This is a genomic window from Pandoraea nosoerga (genome assembly GCF_902459585.1).
In the GTDB taxonomy this organism is placed as follows: domain Bacteria; phylum Pseudomonadota; class Gammaproteobacteria; order Burkholderiales; family Burkholderiaceae; genus Pandoraea; species Pandoraea nosoerga.
Map to the genome: position 1 here is coordinate 53,798 of NZ_CABPSC010000004.1, position 16,243 is coordinate 70,040.

16 protein-coding genes are annotated in these 16,243 nt (G+C 67.7%); 9 read left to right on the top strand and 7 right to left on the bottom strand.

Annotation, left to right across the window (positions count from 1 at the left end):
• Window positions 1–130: 130 nt before the first annotated feature.
• The 3 genes from PNO31109_RS07030 to PNO31109_RS07040 all read right to left on the bottom strand — a co-directional run bounded on the left by PNO31109_RS07030 (window position 131) and on the right by PNO31109_RS07040 (window position 2,700).
• Window positions 131–793, bottom strand: coding sequence for a phosphoribosyltransferase (locus PNO31109_RS07030; RefSeq protein ID WP_150554903.1), 663 nt, complete (start codon window positions 791–793; stop codon window positions 131–133).
• 117 nt (window positions 794–910) lie between these two features.
• Window positions 911–1,663 carry a sulfite exporter TauE/SafE family protein gene (locus tag PNO31109_RS07035; protein ID WP_150554904.1) on the bottom strand — a complete coding sequence of 251 codons (753 nt, stop codon included), beginning with the start codon at window positions 1,661–1,663 and terminating at the stop codon, window positions 911–913.
• Between the two features lie 335 nt (window positions 1,664–1,998).
• Window positions 1,999–2,700 carry a phosphatase PAP2 family protein gene (locus tag PNO31109_RS07040; RefSeq protein ID WP_150554905.1) on the bottom strand — a complete coding sequence of 234 codons (702 nt, stop codon included), beginning with the start codon at window positions 2,698–2,700 and terminating at the stop codon, window positions 1,999–2,001.
• A 440-nt stretch (window positions 2,701–3,140) separates the two neighbouring features.
• On the opposite strand from PNO31109_RS07040, the gene PNO31109_RS07045 reads away from it, so the two are divergent.
• The 9 genes from PNO31109_RS07045 to PNO31109_RS07075 all read left to right on the top strand — a co-directional run bounded on the left by PNO31109_RS07045 (window position 3,141) and on the right by PNO31109_RS07075 (window position 11,493).
• Window positions 3,141–4,766 (top strand): restriction endonuclease, encoded by a 1,626-nt coding sequence (locus tag PNO31109_RS07045; RefSeq protein ID WP_174966311.1) that lies wholly within the window; start codon window positions 3,141–3,143, stop codon window positions 4,764–4,766.
• A 142-nt stretch (window positions 4,767–4,908) separates the two neighbouring features.
• Entirely contained in the window at window positions 4,909–5,460 is a 552-nt protein-coding gene (locus PNO31109_RS07050; protein ID WP_244958139.1) for a DUF2501 domain-containing protein, read from the top strand.
• Window positions 5,461–5,620: 160 nt separating this feature from the next.
• Window positions 5,621–6,265 carry an FMN-binding negative transcriptional regulator gene (locus PNO31109_RS07055; RefSeq protein WP_150554907.1) on the top strand — a complete coding sequence of 215 codons (645 nt, stop codon included), beginning with the start codon at window positions 5,621–5,623 and terminating at the stop codon, window positions 6,263–6,265.
• Window positions 6,266–6,367: 102 nt separating this feature from the next.
• Window positions 6,368–6,526 (top strand): hypothetical protein, encoded by a 159-nt coding sequence (locus PNO31109_RS21880; RefSeq protein ID WP_174966312.1) that lies wholly within the window; start codon window positions 6,368–6,370, stop codon window positions 6,524–6,526.
• 51 nt (window positions 6,527–6,577) lie between these two features.
• Window positions 6,578–7,546 carry a DNA/RNA non-specific endonuclease gene (locus PNO31109_RS07060; RefSeq protein WP_241013815.1) on the top strand — a complete coding sequence of 323 codons (969 nt, stop codon included), beginning with the start codon at window positions 6,578–6,580 and terminating at the stop codon, window positions 7,544–7,546.
• A 74-nt stretch (window positions 7,547–7,620) separates the two neighbouring features.
• Entirely contained in the window at window positions 7,621–7,902 is a 282-nt protein-coding gene (locus PNO31109_RS07065; protein ID WP_150554908.1) for a hypothetical protein, read from the top strand.
• Between the two features lie 1,315 nt (window positions 7,903–9,217).
• Entirely contained in the window at window positions 9,218–9,385 is a 168-nt protein-coding gene (locus tag PNO31109_RS21885; RefSeq protein ID WP_174966313.1) for a hypothetical protein, read from the top strand.
• Window positions 9,370–9,738 carry a hypothetical protein gene (locus PNO31109_RS07070; protein WP_150554909.1) on the top strand — a complete coding sequence of 123 codons (369 nt, stop codon included), beginning with the start codon at window positions 9,370–9,372 and terminating at the stop codon, window positions 9,736–9,738. The genes PNO31109_RS21885 and PNO31109_RS07070 overlap by 16 nt, the downstream gene beginning before the upstream one ends.
• 294 nt (window positions 9,739–10,032) lie before the next feature.
• Window positions 10,033–11,493, top strand: coding sequence for a M20 family metallopeptidase (locus PNO31109_RS07075; RefSeq protein ID WP_150554910.1), 1,461 nt, complete (start codon window positions 10,033–10,035; stop codon window positions 11,491–11,493).
• Between the two features lie 84 nt (window positions 11,494–11,577).
• Here PNO31109_RS07075 and PNO31109_RS07080 read toward each other — a convergent pair whose 3' ends face one another.
• From PNO31109_RS07080 to PNO31109_RS07095, 4 genes are all read right to left on the bottom strand, one after another.
• Window positions 11,578–12,831 (bottom strand): hydantoinase/carbamoylase family amidase, encoded by a 1,254-nt coding sequence (locus PNO31109_RS07080; RefSeq protein WP_150554911.1) that lies wholly within the window; start codon window positions 12,829–12,831, stop codon window positions 11,578–11,580.
• 96 nt (window positions 12,832–12,927) lie between these two features.
• Window positions 12,928–13,878 (bottom strand): dihydroorotate dehydrogenase, encoded by a 951-nt coding sequence (locus PNO31109_RS07085; protein ID WP_150554912.1) that lies wholly within the window; start codon window positions 13,876–13,878, stop codon window positions 12,928–12,930.
• Window positions 13,871–14,782, bottom strand: a complete 912-nt coding sequence (locus tag PNO31109_RS07090; RefSeq protein WP_150554913.1) for a dihydroorotate dehydrogenase electron transfer subunit — start codon at window positions 14,780–14,782, stop codon at window positions 13,871–13,873. The genes PNO31109_RS07085 and PNO31109_RS07090 overlap by 8 nt, the downstream gene beginning before the upstream one ends.
• Before the next feature lie 71 nt (window positions 14,783–14,853).
• Complete coding sequence (locus PNO31109_RS07095) at window positions 14,854–16,116, bottom strand: MFS transporter (RefSeq protein WP_150554914.1); 1,263 nt, start codon at window positions 16,114–16,116, stop codon at window positions 14,854–14,856.
• Between the last annotated feature and the right edge of the window lie 127 nt (window positions 16,117–16,243).

A 16,243-nucleotide genomic window follows, 5' to 3' on the forward strand; every position in this document is an offset into this window, starting at 1 on the left:
GGGGCCGCCGCTACGGCCGGGGCCGGACGTGCCTGGCACTGAGCGCACTGAGCGCACCGAGGGCACCGAGGGCACCGAGGGCGCAGAGGGCGACGAGAGCGATGAGAGCGATCAGGGCAGTCGGTGGCGATCAGGAACGGTCGGCCGCCATGCCGAGCAGGGCGATGACGGTCGCGTCGTCGGTTTGCACGAAATCGTCGTAGGCGAGGCTCACCGCGTAGAACGGCTGCGGCGTCTCGAGACACACGACGGCGTCGGCGAGCGTGGCCAGTCGCGCGATCGCGTCGCGGGCGCCGACCGGCGCGCACGCGATGAGCGGCGTTGCGCCAAGACGCCGCATCGCACGCAAGGCGGCAATCATGGTCGCGCCGGTGGCAATGCCGTCATCGACCAGCACCACGGGACGCCCATGGACGTTGGGCGCGCCGCGGCCCGGCGTGTAGGCCTGGCGCCGCTGCGTGATGAGCGCGCGCTGCCGTGCCGTTTCATGCGAGAGGTACACGCCGGTGGCGCCGAGCGAGAGGGCGTGGTCGGCGAGAAAGATGCCGCCGAACTCGTCGACCGCGCCGATGGCGAGCTCGGGCTGGTGTGGCGCACGCAGCTTGTGGGCGAGCAGCACGTCGAGCGTGCCGTTCAACTGACGTGCGACGGGCAGTGCGACAGGGACGCCGCCGCGCGGAATGGCGAGCACGAGCGGCGGCGCGCAACGCGCGAGCAACTCGTGCGAGGCGAGCACTTCGGCCAGCGCGTTGCCCGCGGCGGCACGATCGAGAAACGAGGCAACGGCAGGCATGGCAGCGGTGTGGGGGGAGATTCCTCATCGTACCGCCGCTTGCCGCCGTCCGTATGCGCCGAAGTGTATCCGTTTGTGACGGCCGGGGTGGGCGTGGCGGCCAGGTCGGCGCACCCCTTAGCGCGCGAGCAGTTCCGGTACGGTGCCGACGAGCAGCGTCACGCCCGAGCAGGCGAGCAGGGCGAGCACCATGCGCCGGAACACATGGTCGGAGAGGAACCGGTAGGCCCACGCACCGAGCAGCGTCGGCACGATCATCGCCGGCACCGCGATCGCGAAGACATGCAGCGTCTCGGTCGTAATCACGCCGTGTACGGCGTACAGCGTGATGGTCAGCGTGTGCATGACGATGAAGAAGATCTGCATCACGGCGCGCTGCATGTCCTTGTCCCATCCGCGCAGCGTGCACCACAGCGTGGGCACCACGCCCACGAGACCGCCGATGCCGCCCATCACGCCGCCGATGAAGCCGACAACGCCATCTGCCGCGCGCCCGCCGTGCGAGATGCGCGGCAGATGGGCGCAGAGCAGGAGGATCGAGCAGTAGACGACGAGCACCGCGCCGATGCCGGCCCGGAACCACACCGGGTCGAGGTAACGGAGAATCCACACCCCGACCGGCACGCCGAACAGCCCGCACAGCACGAACGGGGCGAGGCGCCCGAGCGGCACGGCGCGTCGTGCCGCGCGCAGGCCGAGAATCTGGCCGACGAGCGAACAGAATGCCGCGAGCGGGCCGGCCAGCGTGGGCGGCAGCGACCAGGCCCAGAACGACAGGGCGACGAGGCTGAACGCGAAGCCGGACAGGCCTTGGACGAAGCCGGCGATGCAGGCGCCGGCAATGAGAGGGAGCAACGTGTCGACAGTCATGAATCGGGCGCGGCGGACCCATCTTGCAACGCACATTGCGGCCAGAGGAGCGGCGTCATGTCGGCGAATCCGCGCGGCGCGCGGCCACATGGGCCGAACGGGCGTGGGAGCGACTTGGACGGCGCGCTGCGTCGCCGGATGCGGGTCCGCAGGGCTTGGCAAGGCGAGGGCGCGGATGGGGCCGTCGCGGGGCGGTCTCGGTGTTGTTGCGTGGGCGGTGAGCCGCCCACGGCTTTTGTTATCGGGTTCTGGATTCTGAATTCGCCATTATCCGGTGATCGCGCCTGCTGGCAATAGGGAACCGGCTGTTGTGGGACGCTCGGCGACCGTGCGCCTCATGCCGCGCGCTGCCCTTGCGGCCCCCACCGCTCCCATGCGGCGACGAAGGCCGTGCCGACCGCGATGCCGAGCGCCGCGCCGGCCAATGCATCGCTGACCCAATGGTAGGCCGCCGCGATCTGGCCGAACCCCGTCATGGCGACGGCGATGGCGCAGGGCCAGCGCAGCACCCGATGCCGCAGCGCCACGACCGTGGCGAAGGCGAGCATCACCGTGAGATGCCCGGAGGGAAACGAGGCGTAGGCCGCACCGTCGCCGCCGAACCAGTTGAACGCGAAGACGCCGTCGCGCAGATACGACGGGTTGTCGCGAATCCAAGTGGCGGGCCATGTGCGTCCGAACAGGAACTTCAGCACTTGCTTGAGCACGCTGCCGACGCCCACCGCGCCGCCGGCGAGCCACAGCGTGGCGGCCCATCCGGGCAACATGCGACGCCGGAGCAGCACCGCTGCGCCAACGGCGAACGTCGGCCATGCCAGCACGAAAAGCGGCGAGGGCAGCTCGGCAATGCGCTCGATCCAGCGCGTGCCTTGCGTGTAGACGTGTGCGGCGTCCACCACCGGACGGTCGATCCAGGCAATGGCGGCGAGCGCGAGCAGCAGGCACGCGAGGGCGGCGCGCAGGCACGCGACGCAAGCGCCGGGAGGGCGGGGCGGGGAAGACGCGGTGGCACGCGGGTCCGGAACGGATCGAGTCATGGCAGGTATGGGGGCGCAGGCGCCGCAGAGCCGAAGGAGAAGGTGAACGCCCGGAAATGTCCGGAAACCCCGGGGAAACGCTGACAAGCACCGAAGAGCACCGGGGGAGCACCGGGATGCGCCGGGATGCGCCGGGATGCGCCCCAATGCCGCCGCCCCGCAGACTGCCCCCGTCCCGTGGCGATTTGATGACGATCAGGGCGCCGGCGTTGCGTTCGTGACATGCTCGGGTCGCAAGGGACGGAAAGATTTCTTTGCTCGTTGAGGCGGCATCGTCCTACAATCGTCCCCTACGTCATCGTCGGAGATACGGGGCCGATGTAAGCGTCGGAAGTTTGCGTCGGGTATTGACGTCGAGTATGACGTGCCGCCCGGCGGCGTCGCTCCGAGATCGTTTTTCGTTGGGCAAAACAATACCAATATCGCATGCGGGGGCAGTAGTGGATCGGGGATTCGAGGTCGTCATCGACCGTCTGGCGCGCGAATTCTGGCGCGCCGCACACACGCGCGAACAACAACGCGCCGCATCGGAGGCGCGCTCGCTGGCGCCGGTGCGGGCTCTGGATCAGGCGCAGCGCGCCCTCGACGAGGCAGGCGTTGTCGACGCCGCCGCGCGCGAGCGTCTGCAACTCGCCGTGGGGCAGGCCGATGCGGCCGCCCGAAGCGCACGGGCGCGCTACGAAGTGGCGCGTCTCGAGCGCCTGCTCGCCGACGGCCTTGCGCGCGATCTGCGTATCCCGCCAGCCGACCTGCGCGCCAGCAACACGCCGCCGGTGCTCGACACCCGTCGCCTGCCCAAGATCCTCGCCAAGCCCGAATGGGAGACCTTCGCGCCCGAGAAGCCGGGACGACTCGCGCTGGCCATGCCCGGCGCGTCGGCGCGTTACGAGCAGGCCGTGGCGAAGGCGCGCAGCGAGTTCGTACACGCCGAGCGCGAGTACGAAGCGTCGAAGATACGTCGCGCGCAAGGCTCGATGATTCTACAGATCGCGCAGCAAAAGGCGACCGAAGCGGCGCGCGCCGAGAGCGCGCGTCACAACGCCGCCGTGGCCGAGTTCGAGGGCGCATTGTTACGAGGCGAGGCGGCCGCCATCACCGGTTACGCGCGTATCGTGCTGAGCCGCAGTCCGTATCCCGAAGCGTTCACGCAGACGCTGGCCGCGCACTACGTCGAGAACCTCAAGCTGCTCGCCGTGGGCTATGACGTCCCGACCATCGACGCCATGGTGCCTACCGCGCTCGATTATCACTACAACGCCGCCGAGGGCGCGGTGCATGGCGTGCCGGCCGGCGAGGCCATGCGCGCCCAGGTATACGCCAGCGCACTGCGCCAGATCCTGCTTCGCTCGCTGCACGAATTGTTCTCGGCGCAACCGCTGCGGCAGGTGAGCGCCATCGTCTTCAACATATACGCCGGCGAGGGCGAGGCGCGCGCATGTCTGGCGAGCGTACACGCGGCGCGCGCGGACTTCGCCGCGCTCGCGCTGGCCGAGGGCGACCCCGCAGCGCATCTCGCCGCGCTGGGAGCGCGCCTTTCGCCGCGGCCCGAGGCGCTGCAGCCGGTCACGCCCGTGGCCGGCGTCGACATGACGCAGGCGATCACGGACGAGAAGGTCGCCGTCGATCGGCGCTTTAACCTGGCGACGCTCTCCGACAAGGACTTCACGCAGGTCATGTTCCACCTGCTGCGCTCGCATGGTTTCGAGGGCCCGCCGCTGCTGCCGGGCGAGAATGGCATGCTGAGCTGTCGGGCATGGGACCCGCACCCGATCTTCGGCGGCGACGTGGTCGTGCACATTCACCGGGCGACGGGCCACCGCCACCGTCTGGGCATGGGCGCCGCGCGCGCGATGCTCGCCGAAATGCAGCAGATCGGCGCGGCGCGCGGCATGCTGATCACGACGGGGACGTTCGAAGACGGTGTCGAGGAGTTCGCGCGCGAGCGCCGTATCGAACTGCTTGCCGGGCATCATCTCGTATTCCTGCTCGGGGAGAACGCGGGCGTCGACGCGAGCGTCGACGTGCCGGAGACGACAGAGACGGTGGAGACGGCAAGGATGGCGTAGACGGCTGCGCCGTTGTTCCGACGCGTCTGACACGCCGGCGCGCCGACGGCGCGAGGGCAATGTGAAGGGAGTGACGTGGTGTCCTGCTATAGTGGGTCCACCCCGCCCACGCCACATCCACATCCATATCACGGAGGTTCGTATGTCGCGACGCATGAAAGGTTCGGTCAAGGTTGGCGCCACCCGGAGATCCCGCATGGGGCTCGCGAGCGCGGCAGGGCTCGCATTCATGCTGACGCTGGCCACGCCGCTGCCGGCGAACGCGCAGCTCGACATGCTCAAGAACGCCATTGGCGGGGGCGGCAGCGGCGGTAATGCGGGCGGTAGTGCGGGCGGTAGTGCCGGCGGTAGTGCCGGCGGGCTGGCCGGCAGCCTCGGCGCACTGGGCTCGACCGGGTCGCTCACCTCGGGCAGCATCGGCAACGCTACCGGCGTGCTGCAGTTCTGCATCAAGAACAACTATCTCAACGGGGCCAATCTGAGCTCGGCCACCGACGTCAAGGACAAGCTCCTCGGCAAGATCGGTGCGCAGTCCGGCTCGCCCGCCGCGAGCCCCGGCTATCTCGACGGCGCCAAGGGACTGTTGTCGTCGCCCGACGGCAAGACCGTCGATCTGAATGGCGGCGGACTCAAGGAGCAGATCACGCGGCAGGTCTGCGGCAGGATTCTCGATCAGGCCAAATCCTTCCTTTGACGCTTTCCTGATTCGCGGGCCATGCGCCGGGCGGCCGCATGGCCGGTGGCTCCAAAATAATCATCTGTTTTGGGTCTTTGCCGAGGGCCAGGGGCGGACGTACCCTACGCGTTATTTCCGCCATGCCCGCCATGCCCGCCACCCTTGTCCGGAGTCGCAGATGTACCAGCCCGCCGCCTTTACCGAGGAACGCCCCGAGGTCTTGCATGACCTCATTCGCGCCCACCCGCTCGGCCTGCTCGTGAGCGCCGGCGCAGCGGGGCTGAGCGCCGATCCGATTCCGTTCCTGATCGATCCGGCCGAAGGGGAATTCGGGACGCTGCGCGCGCACCTGGCGCGGGCCAATCCGCATGTCGCGTGCCTGCATGAGGCGCAAGAGTGCCTGGTCGCGTTCACGGGGCCGCAGGGCTACATCTCGCCGTCCTGGTACGCGGCCAAGGCCGAGCACGGCAAGGTGGTGCCGACATGGAACTACGCCGCCGTGCACGCGTGGGGCAAGCCGCGCGTGATCGACGACCCCGCATGGCTGCGGCGTTTTCTGGAGGCCCTTACACACTCGCAGGAACAATCGCTGCCGGCGCCGTGGGCGGTGGGCGACGCGCCGGCCGACTTCATTGCCGGCATGCTGCGCGCGATCGTCGGCGTGGAGATCCCGATCCGGCGCATCGAAGGCAAGTTCAAGATGTCGCAGAACCGGGCGATGCCGGACCGTATCGGCGTGGTCGAGGGTCTGCGCGCGCGCGGCGCGTACAGCGAGCCGCTGGCGGCGCTCGTCGCCGAACGAGGGGACGTTCCTAAAAGCTGAGTCGATTCGCCGGTAACGAAACGAAACAATTCCGTGGGCGGGCAAGCGGGGCGCACCGCCGCGTCCGCGCATACAATGCGGCATTCCGACCCGGACGCCGTGATGAAAACGTTGCTCGTCATGCTTGTAGTGGCGCTGTGTCTGCTCCTTCTTGCGCAGGCGTGGGCGCCGAGCGCGCAGGCAGACGAGTGCGACAATCTCGGCCCCTCGCAAACGTTGCAATGCGCGGCTTACGGCGCGGCGAACGTCGTCCCCGAATAGCCGTTCATCCGCTACAATCGCACCCCCTCAAGTCTTACCCTCAGCAGTGCGATGAAGCAGTCTCGATGGACGGCCACCGCAGTGCGCGCAAGCCGCTTGCGCGCGATGGCCGGGCAGTTGGCAATCTCGCTGGCGGTCGCCTCCGCCTCCCCCTTTTCCACCATTTCGCTCGTCGCGTTCACCGCCTTCTCGGTTCTCCCGCCGTTGGCGAGTCAGGCCGTCGCCGCAACCACGGCGTGCGGCGATCACTACTGGGCCGGCGCGGCGCCCGACATCACCAACGCGGCGGTGGCCCGCCAGGCGCGCGAGGTGTGCTTCAGCGCGTTCGCCGTCATGCACTCCGGCGTGACGCGCACGCCGCTGTGGTCCGCAGAACGCCTGACGCGAGCGAGTCTGAACGACGCGCGCGAGATCGGGCGCGTGGACAACTTTCACGCCGAGTCGCGTCTGCCGCCCGACGAGCGGGCCGAATTGCGAGATTACGTGCGCTCCGGCTACGACCGCGGACACATGGCGCCCTCGGCCGACATGCCGGATGCGCAGGCGCAGGCCGAGAGCTTTTCGCTGTCCAACATGGTGCCGCAGAACCGCGAGAACAACCGCTATCTGTGGGCCGGCATCGAAGCGAGCGTGCGCCGGCTCGCACAGCAGCGCGGTGAACTGTTCGTGATCACGGGGCCGCTTTTCAAGGGCAAGACGATCGCGCAGATCGGCGATCGCGTCATGGTGCCCACACAACTGTTCAAAGTCGTCTACGATCCGAAGCGCGAGCAGGCCGGCGCGTATCTCGTGGCCAACGAAGCGACCGGCGATTATTCTGTGGTGAGCGTAGCGGCACTCGAAAAGCTGGCCGGCATCGATTTCTTCCCCGGCATGCCCGCCGAGGTGAAGAACACCGCGATGCGGCTGCCGGCGCCCAAGGCAGCGGGCGGTGGCGGTAAGCGCCGCCGCGAGCCGGACGTGCCGACGTATCGCGAAGTGCAGACGGTGCTCGACGTCTTGCGTGCGATCCTCCGCTAAGCGGAGGGCGGCCCGGCCGCACTGCCCGAACCCGCGACTGCCGCGACTGATTTCCCCCGATTCAGGAGTCACCGATGTCCGCATCGCCATCAGCCAACGCCACGTTCACCCCATTCGCCAACGACGCCGACGCGCTCTCGATCGGCGAACTGAACGTCGAAAATCATGCCGATCACGTGGCCGTATTCGGCAACCTCGAGATCCGCCGCGACGCCGAAGGCCTGCGCCGCGCCCAGGCACTCAAGGCCGTGCTCGACGCGGTGGTGACCGAGCTGGCCGGCGCCGATCTGCCCGAGCATGCGCCACCGGCCGGCCGCGCGACGGCACGGCGGGTCGACAATCCGTTCGAATCGTAGCGGCGTCGATCGGACCGCTGCGGCTGCATGAGAGGCCTCGGAGGGGAGTTCAGGGGCTCGGCGGCGCTTGCCGCGTTGGCAAGGAATGCGCCGCCCCCCCGGATTTACCCGCGATTGGCCGAATATTTGAAGAATCGATGTTGCGGTGCACGACGGCGTTTCGTGCGGGCTGCGCTGTCCTTCGGGCCGCCCCCGACGGGCCGCACAGGGCCATTGCCTCGGGTGCGACGTGCGTCGCACCGCCACCGGCGCCGGACCGGTGAATTCCACGGTTCATGCGGGTTGCGCGACAACTTGTCGCACCTGCGACATTCTGTCGCATTGACACGCTCGCGCATAAATTGGCAATCGCGTCACGGTGACGGTTTTCCGGGGCGACTTGTCCCGCCTCGAATTGTCTCGAATTCGGCGCGAAGTCCGCGCATGACATGCCGCGACGCAGCACGGATGAGGGGTTTACGGCAAGTCAGCGAAGCGCATACTACTCATGCGTCTCGTCGATTCCGATAGCGTGAGTCGATGACCGGCAAGGCTACGAACACTAAACAACGCGAGGTAACTTATGCACATCCGTTGGAAAAAAGTGTATTCGAGTGGTTGGGGAACGATTCATCACGAAGCACCCCGTTCCCATCGCAGCGCGACCGAGCGCGAGCAACTCTTTCAACGTCTGTTGGCAATCGCGATCGCCTGTAGTGTCGGCGGCTTCGTCCTCTTGTCAGTAGGCGCGGCCTTCCTGGGACGCTAAGTCACCCATCTTCCTTTTCGTGTGCGGCGCCGCCTCCGGCGGATTGCCGCACCACGTTGCCTCATTTACCTCCTCACCTCGTGCCCGGATCGGCGCGCCCGCTCGGACCCGTCCGGGCCGGCGGCGTTTCGGCGCCCGCTCTGCCTTGAGCGCTTTGCCTGGATCATTTCAAACCGGCTCGCGCACGGAATTGAAACGTTTTGTTACAGCCGTTGCAGCGTCGGGAAATGTTGGGCAGCGCCCGTTTTCCATGTTTTCGCGTGAAATGCCGTTAAAGTCCCGGGCAGACGGATGTTAAATCCGTTTATCGTGCGTCGGTTGCGTCGATATCCATCGCCAATGACGACGTCTTTCTCGTGGTTTCTCCGCACCATTCGGCAAGTTCACGCTATTGCAATTCCACAAGAATAGTGACATCTTGAAGCGACGGCGCTATGTCGGAATTTCAGGTATTTCCGGTATCGGAAATCGCCGGATGCTCCGGATTGTCTTGCGTCTCGGAAGTTTCGATAAAGAAGAAAAAAGATCAGTCACGCGGGCCGCTTTGATTGTTTTGTGAGGTGCGTCATGGAAATTCGCTGGGAGAAGCTGTACTCGGGCGGATTGGGTCGTTTCTACGACACTTCGGAGTCGAGCCGCCGTCGGGCACGGCGCGCACAACTGGCATGGTTCGGCGGCGTCATTTCGATCGGGGTTGTCATTGGCGCCATCGCGATCGCATGGCGCTGGATCTGATGTCCGGAATGCGGCATGTTCGCGTGGTCGCGCTGGGGCTGTCCGGCGTGGCGCTGAGTGCGTTCGTGCACGCGCAAACGCCTTCTGCCACGGCGCCGGCGGAACCGGTCGACGCGTCAGGGCGCGCGTGCGGGGCTATCCGGGCGCTGCCGGCCGACGTCACCCATTATCGCTACGAGGTGACCAACCTCTGCGCCCGCCAGATCACTTTTTCCTGGCGGTGCAATAGCACGCAGGCCGAGCAGTCTCTGGACGTAGCCGGCAAGGGCACCCAGCTCGCCACCTGCGTCAAGGCGAGCGGGGCGGCCGGGGAGATCGTATTCCGTTTCGGGCCACCGGGCACGGGCGACTGACTCCCGTGCCCCCGTTGTCCCCGTTGTCCCCGTTGTTCCCGTTGCCCGTTTCCTGCGTCCCGACCGGCGCGGCTCGCTGCCGCGGCCGGCGGATCCCTGCATCGGCCGCCGCATTCCTCCGGCAGTTCCGGCCAGAGCGTTGCCCGGTCGCCATGAGCGCGCGGAAATGGCTATCATGACGCCATACGGCGCGCCGCTCTCGCGCTCTCATGCTGCCACGCTGTCGCGAACCGCCGGCGCGCTTTGGTCCCCGACGTCGCGTCGAGAACGCCGACACAGCCTCCAAGGATCCCCATGAACGATATCGTCACCCCGACCCAGCCGTCGCTCGACACCGCGACGTTGCGCGAATTCGTCGAACGGAAATGGAACGATGAGATTCTCCACGCGCTGACCGACTACATTGCCGTGCCCGCCAAGAGCCCTGGCTTCGACGCCGACTGGGCGCGCAACGGCTATATCGACCGCGTGGTGCGCGACGCGGCCCAGTGGGCCGAGCGCCAGCCGGTCAAGGGACTGAAGCTCGAGGTGATTCGTCTCGAAGGCCGCACGCCGGTGATCTTTTTCGAGGCGCCGGCCACGCGCTCGGGCAGCACTGAGACGATCGTGCTGTACGGCCACCTGGACAAACAGCCCGAGTTCGACGGCTGGCGCAAGGATCTCGGGCCATGGACGCCCAAATTCGAAGACGGCAAGCTGTATGGCCGCGGTGGCGCCGACGACGGCTATGCCATCTATTCGAGCGTGACGGCGCTCGCGGCGCTCGATGCGCAGGGCGTGGCGCGCCCGCGCTGCGTGGGGCTGATCGAGACCTGCGAAGAATCGGGCAGCTACGACCTGCTGCCCTACGTCGATGCGCTGCGCGATCGGCTGGGCCGCGTCGGTCTGGTCGTCTGTCTGGACTCGGGCGCCGGCAATTACGATCAGCTCTGGCTGACGACCTCGCTGCGCGGCCTGATCTCGGGCAGCCTCGAGGTGCAGGTGCTCGACGAGGGCATCCACTCGGGCGGCTATGGCGGCATTGCGCCGTCGAGCTTCCGGATCATGCGGCAGTTGTTCGAGCGGCTGGAAGACGCGGGCAGCGGCAATGTGCTGCCCGAGGGTTTTCACAGCCCGATCCCGCTGCAGCGCCTGAAGGAAGCCGAGGCGACCGCTCGGATCCTGGGCGACGACGTCTGGAAGAAGGTGCCGTGGGCCTGCGGCCAGGACGGCCTGTCTGTTCTTCCGACCACGACCGATCCGAAGGAGGCGCTGCTCAATTCGACGTGGCGTCCGTCGTTGTCAGTGACGGGCGCGGCGGGGCTGCCGGCGCTGGCCGATGCTGGCAACGTACTGCGTCCGCGTACCGCGTTCAAGCTCTCGCTGCGTCTGCCGCCGCTGGTCGACGCCGCGCAGGCCGTGGCCGAGCTCAAGTCGCTGCTCGAAGTCGACCCGCCGTACAACGCGAAGGTGACGTTCAAGCCGGATGCCGGCGCAGCGTCGGGATGGAACGCGCCGGACGTGGCGCCGTGGCTCACCGCGGCGCTCAATGCGGCGTCGCAGCGCCACTACGGCGCGGACGTGGCCTACATCGGGCAAGGCGGCACGATCCCGTTGATGAATACGTTGCAGGCCGGTTTCCCGACGGCGCAGTTCATGGTGTGCGGCGTGCTCGGTCCGAAATCCAACGCGCACGGCCCGAACGAATTTCTGCATGTGCCATACGCGAAGAAGCTCACGGCCGCCGTCGCGGAAGTCATCGCGCTCGCGCCCTGATCGCTCCGCGGGACGAGTCGGGTCGGACGGGCCGCATCGGTGCGGCCCGTTCGGTTTTCCTGCGCCGCATGCCGCGCAATGCGGTCACAGGCGATGCGTGACGGCCGCGAGCACTTGGACGCCGCGCAGAAAATCCTCCATTTCCATGTGCTCCAGCGGGTTGTGCGAACCGTTCGCGTTGCGCACGAACACCATGCCGCTGGGAATGCCCGCGTTGGCGAAGATCGCCGCGTCGTGGCCCGCGCCGCTCGGCACGCGTTCCTGCGGCAAATCGAGGGCGCGGCAAGCTTCGGCCAGCAGCGACGATACATGAGCGTCCATGGTCGCGGGCGCGGACGACAGACGCCGGTCGAAGACGAACCGCACGCCGCGATCGCGCTCGATGGCGCGGCACTCGGTGCGCATGAGCTCGTAGAACACATCGAGCGTATCCGGACTCTGGCTGCGCACTTCCAGGCTGAAGTCCACCTTGCCCGGAATGCGCGAGATGGCGTGCTCCGCGGGGTCCGTGCCGACGATGCCGGTCGTCACCACGAGATCGACGCCACGCTCGAGCAGCGCGCGCCAATGTTCGTCCAGACGCGTGATGAGATCCGCCACGGCGAACATGGCATCGTGGCGCAGCCAGCGCGGCACTGCCCCCGAGTGACCCGCTTCGCCAACGCATGACACGCGGTTATGCCGCACATTGCCGCGAATGCCCGGCACGATCGCGACAGGCATGCCGCGCGCGATCATGACCGGGCCCTGCTCGATGTGCAACTCCAGCCAGGCCTTCGCGCGCGCCGCGTCGAACAGCACGGCGCCGCTGCGAATCGCCTCGACATCGGCGCCGGCCTGTGCCATGCATTGCGCGAGCGTGCGGCCGTGGGTGCGATGGGGCATGGCGAGGTCGGCGTCGTTGAGCTTGCCGAAGAGCGCACTCGATCCCATGTAGGCCTTGCCGAACCATGCGCTCTCTTCGCCGCGCAGTGCGAGTACCCGCGCCGGTGTGCCGCAGCGGCGTCCGCTGCGTTGCTGCTCCACGAGACAGAGCAGGCCCGCGACAATGCCGGCGAGCCCGTCGTAGTTCCCGCCTTGCGGCACCGAATCGAGATGCGAGCCGATCCACGTGGCGGGGGCGTCGCCCGTGTCGTCGGGCAGCGTGAAGACGAGGTTGGCGGCGCGATCACGGGTGACCGTCAGCCCCTGGTGACCTGCCCAATCGGTGAGATACGACGCGGCGGCGTTCTCGCCTTCGCCGTAGCTGTCGCGCGTGATGCCGACGCCGTCGCTGCCGAGGCGGCGCAGGTCGGAGAAGAGTTGCTCGGCCAGTGGGGCCAGCGCGGTGAGTTCCATGACTGTGCTTCTTTTCGCGACGTCGGTCGCGAGGGTTGCGTTTTTGTCGACGCGTAGCGTTGCTGTGATGTGGCGTTGCGGCGGTGCGGCCGGTCGTCATCCCGACTGTTGCGCGAAGCGCAGCCAGCGGTCGGTGAGCTGTGCGTCGAGCGCCACGGCGCCGGTGAGTGCGGCGATCCGCTCGATGGCCTGCGCATCGCAATATGCGGCGAGCCCGTCGACGATGCGCCCCATGACGGCCGGGTCGCGAAACGACGCCGTGCCGACCTGCACCGCGCTCGCGCCCGCGAGCAGAAATTCGATGGCATCGTCGGCCGTTGCAATGCCGCCGCAACCGATGATCGGAATGCGCACCGCGCGATGGCACTGATGCACCAGACGGATGGCGAGCGGCTTGATCGCGGGGCCCGACAGGCCGCCCATCACGTTGCCGAGCTTGGGCTTGCGCGTGCGCACGTCGATCGCCATGCCGAGTACCGTGTTGCCCATGACGATGGCGTCGGCGCCGGCGTCCTCGGCGGCGCGGGCGATGGGCGCGATCTGCCCCGCATTGGGCGTGAGCTTGACCCACAGCGGATGCGACGTGCGGCGGCGAATGGCGCTCACGGCCTTGTAGGTGCTCTCGGGCTGCATCGCGAACGCCATGCCGTCGGCCTCGAGATTGGGGCAGGAGATATTCGCCTCGATGGCCGCGACCTCGGGCAGCGACAGCGCGGCGCAGGCCTCGCCGAACGATTCCGCGGTATCGGCCGATACCGAGACCACGACCGGCGTATCGAAACGCGTGTAGGCGGGCAGCACTTCGCGCCGGTAGACGTCGAGCCCCTTGCTCGGAATCCCGATGGAATTGAGAATGCCGCTGGCGGTCTCCGCCACGCGTGGCGTGGGGTTGCCCGCACGTGTCGCGGGCGAGACGCTCTTGACGACGAGCGCACCGAGCCGGTTCAGGTCGAGCGCTTCGGCATATTCGACAGCGAAGCAGCCCGAGGCCGGCATGACGGGATTGCGCAGCGTGAGCGCACCGAGGCGCACGGAAAGATCAGCCAAAGTCCACCTCCCCGACGACGTCGCGAATCGGAAACACGGGGCCCTCGCGGCACACGCGCAGGAATTGCTTGTCGCCACCGCACTCGAACAGCCGCACGCACGACAGGCATACGCCCATGCCGCACGCCATGCGCTGCTCCATCGCCACTTCGGCAGTGATCTGCGGCCGATTCGCGAGCACGCGCTGGAGCAGCATCAGCACGCGATGCGAGCCGCAGGTGTAGACGGCGTCGTGAGGCGCGGCGTCGAGCAGCGCACGTACACGCGGCTCGAGCGCGTCGACGGCCGACGAGCCGTCGCTGTCGAACACACAATGCACGTCGGCAAGCGCACGGGCTTCGGGCGAGCGCAGGAACTCGTCGCGCATCAGATCGGACTGGCGGCGTGCGGACATGATCACGGTCAGTGCCACACCGGCCGCCGCCGCGCGTTGCACGAGCGGGGCCATGGTGGCCAGACCCACGCCGCGCGCCACGACCATTACGCGCTGCCAGCGCGGATCGAACGTGAACGTGTTGCCGAGCGGGCCGACGATGTCGAGCGACGCGTCTTCGCCCAGCGTGGCGAGCGCGCGCGTGCCCACGCCCGTCACGTTGTAGAGAAACTCGATCGTATCGGGCTCGGGGCCGGTCCCGTAGACGCTCATCGGGCGCAGCAGGAACGGGGCGTCGCTCTCGGTCACCGGGCATTTGAGCTGATAGAACTGACCCGGCTGCGTGGCAAGCGCGACGGGCGCCTCGGCCTGCAGACGGAGATAGCGGTAACGCGCATTCACCGCGTGGTGCGCCAGCACCCGGCAACGGTGCGTGGCCACCTTGCGCGTGGCACGCACTTCGGGGGCGCTCGACGCATCTCGGTCCGCCGGGCGGGCGGTGTCGAGGCGCGTCAGTGTGGCAACTGACATGGGAAAGCTCCGGGGGAAAACGGTATCAAGGTGTGAAGGGCGCCGAGGGGACGGCGATGGGCGTCGTTGCGTCACTCGAGTTCGGCGCCCTTGAGTTCGGGAATCAGGAAGCGCGTGGCGAGCATGTCGAGCACGTAGAGGCTGGCGAGCAGCGCGATGGCGATCTGGAACGAGTAGCGGGCGGCGAGCGCGCCGACCACGAGGGGGCCAAGTCCGCCGATGGCGCGCCCGATGTTCCACAACACGTTCTGCGCCGTGGCGCGTGCCGCCGTGGGATAGGCTTCGGACATCAGCGTGCCGTACCCGCCGACCATGCCGTTGACGAACATCCCCATGAGCGCGCCCGCGAATAGCATCACCGTCGGATCGGTCAACTGGGCGTATGCGATCACCATGACCACCGCGCCGGCCTGATAGAGCAGGAAGGTCGGACGTCGGCCGATGCGATCGGCCAATTGCCCGAAGGCCCACACGCCGAACATCATTCCGAGCACGGTCGCGGCCGTCCACAGGCCCGACTTCGTCAGCGAGAAGCCGAGCTTCTGCGACAGGAACGTCGGCAGCCAGATCATGATGCCGTAGTAACCGAAGTTCTGGACCGAGCACAGGATCACGATGCCAAGGCTCACGCGGGTCGTGCGCGCGTCCCTGACCAGCAGCCGGAAGGCGTTGGCGCTGCCGTGGCCGCCGCTCACGCCGCCCGTGCGCCGCACGAAGACTTCCGGCTCGTGCAGCTTGTTGCGCAGCACCCAGGCCACGAGCGCCGGCAGCACGCCCACCAAGAACATGCCGCGCCAGCCGATGTGCGCGAGCAGCAGCGGCGTGAGGAGCGCGGCGGCGAGCACGCCCGTCTGCCAGCCCAGCGCCACATACGACGATACGCGCGCGCGTTTTGCGGCAGGCCACGCTTCGGCGGCAAGTGCCATGCCGATGCCGAACTCGCCGCCAAGACCGATGCCGGTGATCGTTCGATACACCAGCAAGTCCCAGAACCCCTGCGCGAGCGCGCACAGCCCCGTAAACACCGCGAAGAGGAGAATCGTCCACGTGAGCATGCGCACGCGGCCATAGCGGTCCGATAGTGCGCCGAAGAGAATGCCCCCGGCGACGGCGCCGATGAGCGTCCAGGTCACGAGCGCGCCGGCCTGTCCGGGCGAGAGCTGCAACCCGGCCGTAATCGCCGGCAACATGAAGCCGAGGATCAGCAGATCGAAGCCGTCCATCGCATAGCCGATGGCGGAGCCGGCGAGCGCTTTCCACGCATACGGCGTAACGGTGTCGGCACTGGCCGTATTGGCGCGTTGCGCGCTCGGCGTGTTGAGCTTGGCTTCCATGGTCGTTCCTGTGTCGGTTCGGATTGGGCGGTGAGGCGGTTGCCGAGGGATACGAACGCTGAATCGGACGCGCTGGCGCGTGTGCAGCGATGAAGCCGTCGGCGCAGCCCTCGACAAAGCCGAACGG

What these genes read in the sequence shown, in the direction of transcription:
- PNO31109_RS07030 (WP_150554903.1), bottom strand. Translation starts at nt 793, where the DNA reads ATGCCTGCCGTTGCCTCGTTTCTCGATCGTGCCGCCGCGGGCAACGCG.
- PNO31109_RS07035 (WP_150554904.1), bottom strand. Translation starts at nt 1,663, where the DNA reads ATGACTGTCGACACGTTGCTCCCTCTCATTGCCGGCGCCTGCATCGCC.
- PNO31109_RS07040 (WP_150554905.1), bottom strand. Translation starts at nt 2,700, where the DNA reads ATGACTCGATCCGTTCCGGACCCGCGTGCCACCGCGTCTTCCCCGCCC.
- PNO31109_RS07050 (WP_244958139.1), top strand. Translation starts at nt 4,909, where the DNA reads ATGTCGCGACGCATGAAAGGTTCGGTCAAGGTTGGCGCCACCCGGAGA.
- PNO31109_RS07055 (WP_150554907.1), top strand. Translation starts at nt 5,621, where the DNA reads ATGTACCAGCCCGCCGCCTTTACCGAGGAACGCCCCGAGGTCTTGCAT.
- PNO31109_RS21880 (WP_174966312.1), top strand. Translation starts at nt 6,368, where the DNA reads ATGAAAACGTTGCTCGTCATGCTTGTAGTGGCGCTGTGTCTGCTCCTT.
- PNO31109_RS07060 (WP_241013815.1), top strand. Translation starts at nt 6,578, where the DNA reads ATGAAGCAGTCTCGATGGACGGCCACCGCAGTGCGCGCAAGCCGCTTG.
- PNO31109_RS07065 (WP_150554908.1), top strand. Translation starts at nt 7,621, where the DNA reads ATGTCCGCATCGCCATCAGCCAACGCCACGTTCACCCCATTCGCCAAC.
- PNO31109_RS21885 (WP_174966313.1), top strand. Translation starts at nt 9,218, where the DNA reads ATGGAAATTCGCTGGGAGAAGCTGTACTCGGGCGGATTGGGTCGTTTC.
- PNO31109_RS07070 (WP_150554909.1), top strand. Translation starts at nt 9,370, where the DNA reads ATGGCGCTGGATCTGATGTCCGGAATGCGGCATGTTCGCGTGGTCGCG.
- PNO31109_RS07075 (WP_150554910.1), top strand. Translation starts at nt 10,033, where the DNA reads ATGAACGATATCGTCACCCCGACCCAGCCGTCGCTCGACACCGCGACG.
- PNO31109_RS07080 (WP_150554911.1), bottom strand. Translation starts at nt 12,831, where the DNA reads ATGGAACTCACCGCGCTGGCCCCACTGGCCGAGCAACTCTTCTCCGAC.
- PNO31109_RS07090 (WP_150554913.1), bottom strand. Translation starts at nt 14,782, where the DNA reads ATGTCAGTTGCCACACTGACGCGCCTCGACACCGCCCGCCCGGCGGAC.
- PNO31109_RS07095 (WP_150554914.1), bottom strand. Translation starts at nt 16,116, where the DNA reads ATGGAAGCCAAGCTCAACACGCCGAGCGCGCAACGCGCCAATACGGCC.